This is a genomic window from Streptomyces tropicalis (assembly GCF_029269835.1).
Classification (GTDB): domain Bacteria; phylum Actinomycetota; class Actinomycetes; order Streptomycetales; family Streptomycetaceae; genus Streptomyces; species Streptomyces tropicalis.
Genome location: NZ_JARJBB010000001.1, coordinates 301,084 through 314,257 on the forward strand (window position 1 = coordinate 301,084; position 13,174 = coordinate 314,257).

Genomic DNA, 13,174 nt, shown 5'->3' on the forward strand with positions numbered 1-13,174 from the left:
CCCGCGAGATTACGCCGGGACGCTAATCTAGAACAAGTTTCAGACTTGATCGTCCAGGAGGCTACGAATCTACCGGCAGGTAGCCGCGCTGCGAGCAGTGGATCGGGTGATTCGCGCCACGGCGGCCCCGCCGCCCCGTCCCACCGCCCTCACCGACTGTCACGGAACGGTGCCCATGCACGCGGAAGCCAAGGGGGAGTCCCGCACCGCGCGACCCTCCCCCGTACGCCCCTCCGTCCGAGCGGGGAGCCCGCCGGCCTCGCCCCTGACCGAGCGCCAGGAGGCCCGCCGCCGCCGCATCCTGCGGGCCAGCGCCCAACTCGCCGGCCGCGGCGGCTTCGACGCGGTGCAGATGCGCGAGGTCGCGGAGTCCTCGCAGGTGGCCCTGGGCACGCTCTACCGGTACTTCCCCTCCAAGGTGCACCTGCTGGTCGCCACCATGCAGGACCAGTTGGAGCACCTGCACGCCACGCTGCGCCGGCGGCCCCCCGTGGGCGAGACGGCGGGCGAACGGGTCGCCCACACCCTGATGCGCGCCTTCCGCGCCCTCCAGCGCGAGCCGCATCTGGCCGACGCCATGGTCCGCGCGCTGACTTTCGCCGACCGCAGCGTGAGCCCCGAGGTGGACCAGGTCTCCCGGCAGACCACGGCGATCATCCTGGACGCGATGGGCAGCGACGACCCCACCCCGGAGCAGCTGTCCGCGGTCCGCGTCATCGAGCACACCTGGCTGTCGGCGCTGATCACCTGGCTCTCGGGCCGCGCCTCCATCGCCCAGGTGAAGGGGGACATCGAGACGGTGTGCCGCCTGATCGACCTCACGGGGCCCGCGGACTGAGCCGCGGGCGCCCCGCCCCGCGGCTCCGCCCGTCGCGCCCGCCCGTCCGGCGGTGCCGCCCCACCCGGCACCGTCCGCACCCCGCGGTCCGTGTCCGGCGGCCGCGCCCTGCCGCCCGTGCCCCACGGTCCGTGTCCGGCGGTCCGCCGGACGGCCGGGCACGGGCCGGCCGCCGGGGGAGGCACGCGGTGCCGGACGGGGCGCAGGTGGGCGGCCCGAATCCGGAGAAACCTGTTCTAGTTGCGACGGGCCGACGGCGGCGGCGCGGGGAGCCCGCGGCGGGGCGGGCCCGGGCAGGGCCCCGGGGCGCGGATCCCGCCCTCGGACGGCCCGCCCGGCCCCGCGTGCGGGCGCCTCCCGGCCCCTTGATACCTGCCGGTAGAGTGGCCGGGTCGTCATCACACCCGTACGGGGGGAAGCCGGTGCAATTCCGGCGCTGACCCGCAACCGTGAGCCGCCCCGGGGCGGTGAGCCGGACTGCCCCGCCGGGAGAATGACCGGCTCACCTGCGTCGGCGTCCCGCCGCCGCACGGCCCGTCGAGGTATACGGAGCCGAGCCGCCCGGGGTGTCCCGCGCTGCCCGGCTCCCCGCAGGAGAGGCAACCGCCGATCATGAACGTTCGCCGCAGCGCCGCGGCCCTGGCCGCCATAGCCGTGCTCGGCGGCGCCGCCCCCGCCGTCGCCGCCCCGGCCCCGACCGCATCGCCGAAGCCGGCGCTGCCCTCCGGGCTCTACGGGCGCACCGACCCGACCTACGACGGCGTCTTCCGCCAGTCCCTCGCCCTGCTCGCCCAGCACACCGTGGGCGTGCGCCCCGCCGTGAAGGCCGTGGACTGGCTGACCGGACAGCAGTGCGCGAACGGCGCCTTCGCCGCCTACCGTGCGCTGCCCGGCCACGCCTGCGACGCGAAGGTGATGGTCGACACCAACAGCACGGCCGTCGCGGTCCAGGCGCTCGCCGCGCTCGGCGGCCACGGCGGCACCACCGGCAAGGCCGTCACCTGGCTGAAGTCCGTGCAGAACAAGGACGGCGGCTGGGGGTACAACCCGGGCGGCGCCAGCGACGCCAACTCCACCTCCGTCGTCGTCGGCGCGCTCGCCGCCGTGGGCGAGAAGCCCGCCTCCGTCGTGAAGGACGGCAAGTCCCCCCTCGACGCCCTGGTGAAGCTGGCCCTGCCGTGCTCCGGCGACGGCTCGGGCGCCTTCGCCTTCCAGCCCGACAAGAAGGGCAGGCTCGCCCCCAACGCGGACGCCACCGCCGCGGGCGTGGTCGGCGCGCTCGGCCTGGGCCTGGCGCCCAGGGCCGCGGGCACGGCGGCCGAGGCGCACTGCACCGGCTCCGGCGGGCCGGCCCCGGCGCGGGCCGCCGCCAACGGCGCGGCCTACCTCGCGCAGGCCACGGCCAGGACCGGCCACCTGACGTCCACGATGCCCGGCGCCACCGACCAGCCCGACGTCGGCAACACCGCCGACGCGGTCGTCGCGCTCGCCGCGCAGGGCGGGGCCGCGCAGGCCCGCACGCCGCTGCAGTGGCTGGAGAAGCACGCCGGGTCCTGGGCCGTGCAGAGCGGTCCCGCCGCCTGGGCCCAGCTGATCTTCGCGGCCCACGCCACCGGCACCGACCCGCGCAACTTCGGCGGCCTGGACCTGGTCGGGAAGCTGTCGGCGACCGGCCCGGCGCCGCTGGCGGTCCGGGCGACGGGGGCCGCGGACGCCCGGCAGAAGGACGACTCCGGGCACGGCACCTGGTGGTTCGTCGGCGCCTGCCTGGTCGCGGGCATCGGCGTCGGGTTCCTGCTGAGCGGCCGCTCGAAGAAGAAGCAGCCGTGACCCGCCGGGTCCGCGCCCTGTCCTCCCTGCTCCTGGCCGCGTTCCTGCTCTCGGCGGGCATGGGCCGGGCGCAGGCCACCGGCTACCGCTACTGGTCGTTCTGGGACCGGGACGGCGGCCACTGGACGTACGCCACGCAGGGCCCGTCGACCGCGCAGCCGTCCGACGGCGACGTCGAGGGCTTCCGCTTCGCGGTGAGCGCCGACTCGGCGGACGCGACCCGGCCGCGCGGCACGGCCGCCTTCGCGGCGATCTGCGGGGGGACCCCGGCGCGGCCCGGCAGCAAACGGGTGGCTCTCGTCCTGGACTTCGGCACGCAGGCCGACGCCCCGTCCGGCGAGACACCGCCGGCCGGGCGCACGGCCTGCGCGCGGGTGCCGTCCGACGCGACGACCGCGCAGGCGCTGGCCGCCGTCGCCAAGCCCCTGCGCTACGACACCAACGCCCTGCTCTGCGCGATCTCCGGATACCCGCAGCAGGGCTGCGGCGAGCAGGTGAGCGCCGGAGGGAAGCCCGCGCGGAGCGCGGCCCCGGCCCACGGCACCGCCCGGGACGGCGGCCCCTCGGTGGGGCTCCTCGCGGGCGCCGCGGGCGTGGCCGTCCTGGCCGCCGCGGCGGTCTGGCAGGCCCGACGCCGCCGCCATGTCTGACACCCCGCCTCCCGCCCGGGGCCCCAAGGACCCGACCGGAACGGGCCCGGAGGGAACGGGCACGGCCCGGACGGGGACGGCCCGGACGGGGACGGCCCGTCGCGCCGCGGACGGGAGCGGAGCGGGCGGACCCGGGGCGGAACCGCCCGGCGCGGGCGGACCCGGCGCCCGCGCACGCGACGCCGCACCGCGCGGCGTGCGCCTCCTCGGGGCGCGGCGGGAGGCCGCCGTCGCCGCCGGCGCGCGCGTCGGGACCGCTGCGGGCCCCGTCGGGCCGGCGCGGGCCGTCCCCAGGACGGCGGTCCACCCGGGGGCCTGGTGGCTGTGGTCGCTCGCCCTCGGGACCGCCGCCACCCGCACCACCAACCCGCTGCTGCTCGCCCTCCTCCTCGCCGTCTCCGGCTACGTCGTGGTGACCTGCCGTCCGGAGAACCCGGGCGCGCGCTCGTACACGGCCTTCGTCAAACTCGCCCTGGCGGTCCTGGTCGTCCGCCTCGTCTTCGCCACCCTGCTCGGCTCCCCCATCCCCGGCACGCACGTGCTGGTCACCCTCCCGGAGATCCCCCTGCCGCACTGGGCGCAGGGCATCCGGCTGGGGGGCGCGGTGACCGCCGAGGCGCTGGTGTTCGCGCTGTACGACGGACTCAAGCTGGCGACGCTGCTGGTCTGCGTGGGCGCCGCCAACGCCCTCGCCTCGCCCGCCCGCCTGCTGAAGTCCCTGCCGGGAGCCCTCTACGAGACCGGTGTGGCCGTCGTCGTCGCGCTCACCTTCGCCCCCCACCTCGTCGCCGACGTCCGCCGGCTGCGGGCCGCACGCCGCCTGCGCGGCCGGCCCGACCGCGGGGTCCGGGGCCTGCTGCACGTCGGGCTCCCGGTGCTGGAGGGCGCCCTGGAACGCTCGGTCGCGCTGGCCGCCGCGATGGACGCGCGGGGCTACGGCCGGACGGCCGAGGTGCCGCCCGCGGTGCGCCGCACGACCGCCGTGCTCACCCTCGGCGGCCTGCTCGGCGTATGCGCGGGCACGTACGGGCTGCTCACCGCCGAGGGCGGCACGTACGGCCTTCCGGTGCTCGGCGTCGGGCTCGCCGCCGCACTGGCCGGACTGTGGCTGGGCGGCCGCCGCTCCCCCCGCACCCGCTACCGCCCCGACACCTGGAACCTCCGCTCGTGCCTGGTCGCCGGGTCCGGCGGGGCCGTCGCGGGCCTGCTGTCGCTCGCCGCGGCCCGCGATCCCGGCGCGCTGCACCCGGGCGTGGTGCCGCTCGCCGCGCCGGCGCTGCCGCTGTGGCCGGCGGCCGCCGTGCTGCTCGGGCTGCTGCCGGCGTTCGCCGCACCGGCCCCGCCGCCCGCGCCGCGCCGCCCGGAGCCGCCACGGCGCCCGGAGTCCCACCGCCCGGAAGCACCCGCCGTCCCCGGCCCCGCGCCCGCCCCTGTCCCCACCGCCACCACCACCGCCGAGGAGTCGTCGTGATCCGCTTCGAGGACGTCTCCGTGACGTACGACGGAGCCGCCGAACCCACCGTCCAGGGGATCGACTTCGAGGTGCCGGAGGGCGAACTGGTGCTGCTCGCCGGCCCGTCCGGGGTCGGCAAGTCCACCGTCCTCGGCGCGGTCAGCGGTCTCGTGCCGCACTTCACCGGCGGCACCCTGCGCGGCCGGGTCACGGTGGCGGACCGCGACACCCGTACGCACAAGCCCCGCGAACTCGCCGACGTCGTCGGCACCGTCGGGCAGGACCCGCTGTCCCACTTCGTGACGGACACGGTCGAGGACGAACTGGTTTACGGCATGGAGTCGCTGGGGCTCCCCCCGGACGTCATGCGGCGCCGGGTGGAGGAGACACTGGACCTGCTGGGCCTGGCCGGGCTGCGGGACCGCTCCCTCGCCGCCCTCTCCGGGGGCCAGCAGCAGCGGGTCGCGATCGGCTCGGTGCTCACCCCGCACCCGCGGGTCCTCGTCCTCGACGAACCGACGTCGGCGCTGGACCCGGCCGCCGCCGAGGAGGTCCTCGCCGTGGTCCAGCGGCTGGTGCACGACCTGGGCACCACGGTCCTCATGGCCGAACACCGGCTGGAACGCGTCGTCCAGTACGCCGACCGGGTCGTCCTGCTGCCCGCGGCGGGCGCCGCCCCGGTGCTCGGCAGCCCGGCGGAGGTGATGGCCGTCTCGCCGGTGTACCCGCCGGTGGTGGACCTCGGGCGGCTGGCGGGCTGGGACCCGCTGCCGCTGACGGTGCGCGACGCCCGGCGCCGCGCGGCCCCCCTGCGGAGCCGCCTCGCCGACCGCACCCCGCCCGCCCCGGCGCCCGCCGTCCCGTCCGGGCCTCCCGCCCCGACGGGGGCCCCCGCACGGGAGGCCCGCTCCCCAAGGACCCCGGGCCAGGAGTCCCGGCCCCGGCAGGCACCGGCACAGGCGGCGGGGTCCGGGTTCCGGCGCCTGTTCCGGCGTCCGGCGCCGCTCCCCGGCGCGGGACGTGCCGCCGCCCCCGGTGACGGCACCACCACCACCGCCGTCGCCGAGGTGCGGTCGCTCGCCGTGCGGCGGGGCCGGATCGACGCCCTCCGGGACGTCGGCCTGACCGTCGCGCCCGGCGAGACGATCGCGCTGATGGGCCGCAACGGCGCCGGGAAGTCCACCCTCCTCGGGGCCCTCGTCGGGCTGGTCGAGCCGTCCGCCGGACAGGTGCGGGTCGGCGGCGCCACCCCGCACCGCACCCCGCCGCGCGACCTCGTGCGCCGGGTCGGCCTGGTCCCCCAGGAGCCGCGCGACCTGCTCTACGCCGACACGGTCGCCGCCGAGTGCGCCGCCGCCGACCATGACGCCGGGGCCCCGGCGGGCACCTGCCGTGCGCTGGTCTCGGAGCTGCTGCCCGGCATCGCCGACGAGGTCCACCCGCGCGACCTGTCCGAGGGGCAGCGGCTCACGCTCGCCCTGGCCCTGGTGCTCACCGCCCGCCCGCCGCTGCTGCTCCTCGACGAGCCGACCCGCGGCCTGGACTACGCGGCGAAGGCCCGCCTGGTCGCCCTGCTGCGGGCCCTGGCCGCCGAGGGGCACGCCATCGTGCTGGCCACGCACGACGTGGAGCTGGCCGCCGAACTGGCCCACCGGGTGGTGCTGCTGGCCGAGGGCGAGGTGATCGCGGACGGGCCGACCGCGGACGTGGTGGTCTCCTCCCCCTCGTTCGCGCCGCAGGTGGCCAAGGTGCTGGCCCCGCAGCCGTGGCTCACCGCGGCCCAGGTGCGGGAGGCCCTGCGATGAGCGCCGGACCGCGCAGGGTGCGGGCGGTCCGCCTCGGCCCGCGCTCGCTGGCCGCGCTCGTCCTGGTCGGGGCGGTCGGCGTGGCCGGTTTCGGCTGGCCCTTCCTGGCACCTCCCGGCTCGCAGCTGAGCGCGCACGCACAGGACGCGCCGTGGCTGTTCGCGGGCCTGCTGGTGCTCCTCGTCGCCGTGGTCGCCGCCACGATCTCCGAGTCCGGGCTGGGCCCGAAGGCGGTGGCCATGCTCGGCGTGCTGGCGGCGACCGGGGCGGCGCTGCGCCCGATCGGGGCCGGCACGGCCGGGATCGAGCCGATGTTCTTCCTGATGGTGCTGAGCGGACGGGTCCTCGGTCCGGGCTTCGGCTTCGTGCTGGGGTCGGTCACGATGTTCGCCTCCGCCCTGCTCACGGGCGGGGTGGGGCCGTGGATGCCGTTCCAGATGCTGGCCATGGGGTGGTTCACCATGGGCGCCGGGCTCCTGCCGGGCCCGGACCGCCTGCGCGGCCGGTGGGAGCTCGCGCTGCTGGCCCTGTACGGGTTCCTGGCCGCGTTCGCGTACGGCACGATCATGAATCTCGCGGGCTGGCCCTTCATGGGCGCGCTGGCCTCCTCCATCGCCTTCGACCCGCATGCGGCGGTCCCCGCCAACCTGGCCCGCTTCGCCGCCTACTGCGTGGCCACGTCGCTGGGCTGGGACCTGGGCCGGGCCGTGGTCACGGTCGTACTGACCGCGGTGCTGGGACCGGCGGTCCTGAAGGCGCTGCGCCGGGCCACCCGGCGGGCCGCGTTCGAGGCACCGGTCGCCTTCGACGCACCCGCTCGGTGAGGCGCCGGACGCGCTCCGCGACGGCGCCGGTGAGGCGCCCCACGTGACGCCGCTCACCTACGAAGCCGGATCGTAGCCTCTTCGGGCCGGCAGGCTCGCGCCGCCAGGGGTGCTGACCTGGGCAGGGAGAGCCGGGCCACGAGGGCGACGTTCGCCCCGGATGCGACCACCACTAGTAAAAGGGGTGTTTGCGGACGGATTTCCCGGCTGCTTCTCTGGTCGACGTCGCCGGGCGCCGACGAGCCCCACGGGCCGTCGCACCGAGCGGTCGACCGCCGCGCACAGCGTGGCCGGGACCGCGGGCGACTCCCTGTCCCCGACGCAAGAGGTGCTTCGTGACCGTCTCCGTCATCCGCCGCATCGCCTCCCCGAAGAAGGCCCTCACCACCGCCGCCGTGGCCGCCGCCACCGCCGGCCTGGCCCTGGCCTCCGCCCCCGCCCACGCCGCCGACGCCACCCCCTCGGCCGCCCAGGCGCAGACGATCGCGCACAAGATGATCCCGGACGCCGCGCAGTACAACGCGTTCAGCCACATCGTCGAGCGGGAGAGCGGCTGGAACGTCTCCGCCACCAACTCCTCCTCCGGCGCCTACGGCCTGGTCCAGGCCCTGCCCGGCTCGAAGATGGCCTCGGCCGGCGCGGACTGGAGGACGAACGCCCGGACGCAGATCAAGTGGGGCCTGGACTACATGAAGTCCCGCTACGGCAGCCCGGTCGGCGCCTGGAACTTCTGGCAGGCCAACGGCTGGTACTGACCGGCCCCGGTTTGAGCCACCTCACGGCAGTCATGGAGGCGGCGGCCCCCGATCCCCGGGGTCGCCGCCTTCGCCGTGTCCGGTGACCGCTCGCGGACGCGGCGAGCCCCCCGGTCCCGCACCGGCCGTTCTGCTTTGCTGATGCCATGCCAGCGGAGCCGCCCCCGGACCCGCCCCCGGACCCGCAGCCGGACCCCCGGCCGGACGCGCAGGCGGACGCCCGGCCGACCGACCCCGAGACGCGCGGACTGCGCCTGGTGGCGGTGCTGTTGGGCCTGACCGTGGTCAGCGGGCTGATCGACGCGGTCAGTTACCTCGGGCTCGGTCACGTCTTCACCGCCAACATGACCGGCAACGTCGTGGTCCTCGGCTTCGCCGCCGCCGGCGCCCCCGGCTTCTCCGTGCCGCACACCGCCACCTCCCTGGCGTCCTTCCTGGCCGGCGCCGCGACGGGCGGCCGGGTCGCGGTCCGCTTCGGCACGGGCTCGCGCCGCCGGTGGGCCCGGGTCACCCTGGCCGCGGAGGCGGCCCTGGTCGGCGCCTCCGCGGCGGTCGCCCTCGCCGTACCGGACGCACGCGGCACGACGTACGCGCTGATCGCGCTCACCGCCTTCGCGATGGGCCTGCGCAACGCCACCGTCCGCCGCCTGGGCGTGCCCGACCTGACCACGACCGTGCTGACCATGACCCTGACCGGCCTCGCCTCCGACTCCCGCGCGGGCGGCGGCACCGGCCACCGCTCCCCCCGCCGCACGGCCGCCGTGGCCGCGATGGCGGCGGGCGCCCTGCTCGGCGCCTGGCTCGTCCTCCACCGCGACCTGGCCACCCCCCTCCTCATCGCCGCGACGGCCGCGGCCGTCCTGGCGGTGGCGACGTCGGGGCGTGAGTGAGGGCGCCCACCGGACGCGGCTGCGGGCGGACTCCGCGGCGGGCCGGGGGGCGCAGGCCATGGTGCTGCGATGAACCCGGCCGGCTGCCAACGGGGTTGTACGACGTGCCGGCCGGCGTCGGACGCCGAGCTCGTGTCCTGCCTCGCGGCGGCCCACGACGGGGTGCTCCGGGACCGCTGAGGCTCCGGGGGACGCCGCCGCCCGTCGGGCCCGGCCACCCCGCCCCTCCCCCGCCCCGCCGTGTGGAAAAGTGTGCTGTCGCGTCGAGGGGAGAACGGGGGAGGCGGGGACCGTGGCTTCTGTGCGGCTCGTGGTCGGGGGTGCCGGGACGGCGGCCGGGGAGCGGGCGGGGAGATCGTGGGGCTGGTGGGGGCGGTGCCGGGTGCCGCTCGTGGCCACCGCCGCCGTCGTGCCGCTGTACGTGCTGTGGACCGCCGTGCTGGCCACCGGCGGCGGCGACCTGGCGGCGCAGGACGCCTGGGCCGGGTTCGCCGCCCGGCACCCCTCCTCCGCGTACAACCTCTTCTGGTACGGCGGGATGCACACCGCCAACTACAGCCTGCTGTCGCCGCCGCTGATGGCCTGGTTCGGGGTGCGGGCGGTCACCGTCGTGTCGGGGCTCGCCTCCACCTGGTGCGCGGCCCGGCTCCTGGAGCGCACCCGGATCGGACGGCCCCTGTGGCCGGCCCTCCTGGCGTCGGCCGCCCTGTGGTGCGACGTCGCCTCCGGCCGCACCACCTTCGCCCTCGGGGTGGCCTTCGGCCTCGCCGCCTGTCTGGCCGCCGCCGGCGAGCGGCGCGACCGGCCGGCCGCCGCGGCGGTGCTGAGCACGCTGGCCACGACGGCGAGCCCGGTGGCGGGGCTGTTCCTCCTGGTCGCGGCCGCCGGCTGCCTGCTGAGCCGGCAGTACGGCAGGGCCGCGGCCCTCGCGCTTCCCCCCGTCGTGGTCGTCGGGCTGACGACCCTGCTGTTCCCCTTCCGGGGCGAACAGCCCATGTTCGCGGGCCGGATCTGGCCGCCCGCCCTGTTCGGCCTCGCCGTCCTCGTGCTGGCGCCGCGCCGGTGGCGGGTGCTGCGGCTGGGGTCGGCCGTCTACGCGGCCGGGGTCGTCCTCACGTACCTGGTCCCGTCGCCGGTCGGCACCAACGTCGAGCGGCTCGCGGAGCTGATGGCGCCGGCCGTCCTGCTCGCCGCGGCCATGGCACCGGGGCCGTCCCGGCCGCGGCGCGCCGCCCTGGTCGTGGCGCTCGCCCTGTCGGTGAACTGGGTGGCCCAGAAGACCGCGGACGACCTGCGCGTCTCGACCACGGTGCCGGCGTGGGCGGCCGACACGGAGGGGGTCGTGGCCGCCCTGCACCGGCTGGGCGCCGACCGGACCCGGGTGGAGGTGGTGCCGGCCCGCGACCACCGCGAGGCCAGCGGTCTCGCCCCGCACGTGAACGCGGCGCGGGGCTGGAACCGGCAGCTCGACGTCGAGCGCGGCCGGCTCTTCTACGACGGCTCCTTCTCCCCCGCCGCCTACCGGGCCTGGCTGGACGACGCGGCCGTCGGGTTCGTGGTCCTGCACGACGGCCGGCCCGACGGGCCCGCGGAGCGGGAGGCGGCCTTCGTGCGCGGCGGTCCGGCCTGGCTGGAGCCGGTCTGGGGCGACGCCCACTGGCGGGTGTACCGGGTGCGGGACGCCGTCCCGCTGGTCTCGGCGCCGGCGTCCGTCGTCCGCTTCGACGACGCCGGGCTGGTCGTCCGCGTGACGCGTCCGGGGCCGGTGACCGTACGGATCGCCTACTCGCCGTGGCTGTGGCCGGACCGGGGCTGCCTCGCCCCGGCGGGGCGGTGGACCCGGCTGGACGTGCCCGCGGCCGGCGAGTACCGCCTGTCCTCGCGCTACCGCCTGCCCTGGCACCGGCGCTGCTGACGCCCACAGGACCGGAAGGCCGGGGTCTGTCCTTCCGCCCCTGGAACCCGGCTACTCCTGCGCGACCACCGGCCGGGCCCCCGGGACCGCGGTGCCGTCCCCGTCCTGGTCCGCGGCCGGTGCGGCACCGGTGTCCGCCGCCCGCGGCCCCGACAGCAGGTAGGCCAGCGCGAAGCCGGCCGTGACGACCGCCGCGCCGCCGACCGCGTCCAGCACCCAGTGGTTCGCGGTCGCCACGATCGCGGAGACCGTGAAGAGCGGGTGCAGCAGGCCCAGCGCCTTCAACCACCACGTGGGCGCCACGACCGCGATGACGACACCGCACCACAGCGACCAGCCGAAGTGGAGCGAGGGCATCGCGGCGTACTGGTTGGTCAGCGCGGTCATCGCGCCGTAGTCGGGCCGGGCGAAGTCCTGGACGCCGTGCACCGTGTCGATGAAGCCGAGGCCCGGCATGAGGCGGGGCGGGGCGAGCGGGTAGAGCCAGAAGCCCAGCAGGCCGAGCAGGGTGGCGAAGCCCAGGGCGGTCCGGGCCCAGCGGTAGTCCACCGGCCGCCGGACGTAGAGGACGGCCAGGAGCGTCAGCGGCACCACGAAGTGGAAGCTCTCGTAGTAGAAGCTGAGGAAGCGGTCCAGCCACGGCAGGTGGACCACCGTGTGGTTGACCCAGTGCTCCACGTCCAGGGACAGGGCCTGTTCGAGGGAGTGGATCCGGTGGCCGTGCGCCTCGGCGGTGGCCCGGTCGCCGGCGACGTTCTGGCGCACCGAGGAGTAGGCGGCGTAGGTGACCCGGATGAGGAGCAGTTCCAGCAGCAGGTTCGGGCGGGTGAGGACCCGGCGCAGGTGCGGGACGAGCGGCACGTGCCGGAGGCGGGCGGGCACCGGGGCCGCGTACCGGGTGGGGACGGGAGCGCGGTAGTACGGCGACGTCCGGGACAGGAAGGGCACGAAGGTGGCCGCGGCGAGGGCGGCGAGCAGGACGACGTCGTCGCGCAGGGGCCCCATGACCGGGGAGTTGGGCAGCAGCATCCTGCCCGGCAGGGTCATGACCAGAACGACGGCCACCGGCCAGACGTACCGGTCGGCGGCGCGCCGGCCGACCCGGCCGACCGCGGCGAGCAGCACCCACAGCAGCTGGTGCTGCCAGGCGGTGGGCGACACGGCGATCGCGGCGCAGCCGGTGACGGCGACCGCGAGCAGGAGCTGGCCGTCGCGGGCGTAGCGCACGGCCCGGCGCAGCCCGAGGGCGGCGACGGCGGTGCCGAGCGCGAGGAACAGGCCGATCTCCAGGGGGCCGGTCAGCCCGAGGCGCAGCAGGGCGCCGTGCAGCGACTGGTTGGCGAGCCCGTCGGCGCGGCCGCCGAGGCCCGCGCCCGCCAGGTGGTGGATCCAGTAGGCGGCGGAGTCGTGCGGCATCGCGGCCCAGGCGAGCGCGGTGCACAGGGCGAAGGTGAGGCCGGCCGCGGGGACGGCGCGGCGGCGCTCGGTGCACCACAGCAGTGCCGCGAAGAGCAGCAGGGTGGGCTGGAGGGCGGCGGCCAGTCCGATGAGGACGCCGCAGGCGCGCTGCCCGCGCACCACGAAGCAGCCGAGGAGCACGAGCAGGACCGGGATGACGCTGGTCTGCCCCAGCCAGAAGGTGTTGCGCACCGGCAGCGACAGCATGAGCAGGCTGACGGCGACGGGCGCGGCGAGCAGCGCGGTGCGCCGGCCGGCCGGCTGCGGCAGGGCGCGGGCGGCGACCAGGCCGAGCGCGGCGACGAGCAGGAGGGTGCCGAAGGTCCAGCCCCAGCCGAGGGTTTGTTCGGCGCTCGCGGTGAGCGGCTTGAGCACCAGGCCGGCGAAGGGGGTGCCGGTGAACCGCGTCGAGTCGTACAGCGATCCCGTCACGTGCAGGACGCCGCGCGGGCCGACCCAGGTCTCCAGGTCCGTCAGCCGCTCCCCTTTCGGGGTGGACAGGACGGCCGCCGCCTGCCGGGCGGCGAGCGCCGCGGCGACGAGCCACAGTGCCAGCCGGGCCGCGCGCAGCCGGTCCCTGATGGTGCCGGTGGCCGCGGGCATCCCCGTCGCCCGCCCGCTGTGCTCCGCATTCGCCACGCCCCGTAGGCCTCCCGCCCCATGCGACCCGCGCCTCCCCGGCGCAGGGTCTCCCCCGCGAACCCTATGAGGCTCGCACCACCTCCAGGAAGGGACGCAGGCAACCCCCTCTTCACC

General features: G+C 77.1%; 10 protein-coding genes and 1 riboswitch. Of the genes, 9 read left to right on the forward strand and 1 reads right to left on the reverse strand.

Annotation, left to right across the window (positions count from 1 at the left end):
- Positions 1 to 175 precede the first annotated feature (175 nt).
- From P3H78_RS01350 to P3H78_RS01390, 9 genes are all read left to right on the forward strand, one after another.
- Positions 176 to 838 carry a TetR family transcriptional regulator gene (locus tag P3H78_RS01350; RefSeq protein ID WP_276106838.1) on the forward strand — a complete coding sequence of 221 codons (663 nt, stop codon included), beginning with the start codon at positions 176 to 178 and terminating at the stop codon, positions 836 to 838.
- 415 nt (positions 839 to 1,253) lie between these two features.
- A riboswitch (cobalamin riboswitch) is annotated at positions 1,254 to 1,331 on the forward strand.
- Between the two features lie 119 nt (positions 1,332 to 1,450).
- Entirely contained in the window at positions 1,451 to 2,668 is a 1,218-nt protein-coding gene (locus P3H78_RS01355; RefSeq protein ID WP_276106839.1) for an SCO2321 family membrane protein, read from the forward strand.
- A gap of 59 nt (positions 2,669 to 2,727) precedes the next feature.
- Positions 2,728 to 3,318: an SCO2322 family protein gene (locus P3H78_RS01360; protein ID WP_276107317.1), complete on the forward strand. Its 591-nt coding sequence runs from the start codon at positions 2,728 to 2,730 to the stop codon at positions 3,316 to 3,318.
- A 322-nt stretch (positions 3,319 to 3,640) separates the two neighbouring features.
- Positions 3,641 to 4,789 (forward strand): CbiQ family ECF transporter T component, encoded by a 1,149-nt coding sequence (locus P3H78_RS01365; protein ID WP_276107318.1) that lies wholly within the window; start codon positions 3,641 to 3,643, stop codon positions 4,787 to 4,789.
- A complete protein-coding gene (locus P3H78_RS01370; protein WP_276106840.1) occupies positions 4,786 to 6,576 on the forward strand; it encodes an ABC transporter ATP-binding protein in 1,791 nt (596 codons plus the stop codon). The genes P3H78_RS01365 and P3H78_RS01370 overlap by 4 nt, the downstream gene beginning before the upstream one ends.
- Positions 6,573 to 7,400 (forward strand): ECF transporter S component, encoded by an 828-nt coding sequence (locus P3H78_RS01375; RefSeq protein WP_276106842.1) that lies wholly within the window; start codon positions 6,573 to 6,575, stop codon positions 7,398 to 7,400. Before P3H78_RS01370 ends, P3H78_RS01375 begins: the two co-directional genes overlap by 4 nt.
- 335 nt (positions 7,401 to 7,735) lie before the next feature.
- A complete protein-coding gene (locus P3H78_RS01380) occupies positions 7,736 to 8,155 on the forward strand; it encodes an aggregation-promoting factor C-terminal-like domain-containing protein (protein ID WP_276106843.1) in 420 nt (139 codons plus the stop codon).
- A gap of 146 nt (positions 8,156 to 8,301) precedes the next feature.
- Positions 8,302 to 9,045: a YoaK family protein gene (locus tag P3H78_RS01385; protein ID WP_276106844.1), complete on the forward strand. Its 744-nt coding sequence runs from the start codon at positions 8,302 to 8,304 to the stop codon at positions 9,043 to 9,045.
- 292 nt (positions 9,046 to 9,337) lie between these two features.
- Positions 9,338 to 10,960 (forward strand): DUF8823 domain-containing protein, encoded by a 1,623-nt coding sequence (locus P3H78_RS01390; protein ID WP_438827887.1) that lies wholly within the window; start codon positions 9,338 to 9,340, stop codon positions 10,958 to 10,960.
- A 51-nt stretch (positions 10,961 to 11,011) separates the two neighbouring features.
- Here the strand turns inward: P3H78_RS01390 and P3H78_RS01395 are convergent, their stop codons facing one another.
- Positions 11,012 to 13,057: a bifunctional glycosyltransferase 87/phosphatase PAP2 family protein gene (locus tag P3H78_RS01395; RefSeq protein WP_276106845.1), complete on the reverse strand. Its 2,046-nt coding sequence runs from the start codon at positions 13,055 to 13,057 to the stop codon at positions 11,012 to 11,014.
- Positions 13,058 to 13,174: the final 117 nt, after the last annotated feature.

What these genes read in the sequence shown, in the direction of transcription:
- P3H78_RS01350 (WP_276106838.1), top strand. Translation starts at nt 176, where the DNA reads ATGCACGCGGAAGCCAAGGGGGAGTCCCGCACCGCGCGACCCTCCCCC.
- P3H78_RS01355 (WP_276106839.1), top strand. Translation starts at nt 1,451, where the DNA reads ATGAACGTTCGCCGCAGCGCCGCGGCCCTGGCCGCCATAGCCGTGCTC.
- P3H78_RS01360 (WP_276107317.1), top strand. Translation starts at nt 2,728, where the DNA reads ATGGGCCGGGCGCAGGCCACCGGCTACCGCTACTGGTCGTTCTGGGAC.
- P3H78_RS01385 (WP_276106844.1), top strand. Translation starts at nt 8,302, where the DNA reads ATGCCAGCGGAGCCGCCCCCGGACCCGCCCCCGGACCCGCAGCCGGAC.
- P3H78_RS01375 (WP_276106842.1), top strand. Translation starts at nt 6,573, where the DNA reads ATGAGCGCCGGACCGCGCAGGGTGCGGGCGGTCCGCCTCGGCCCGCGC.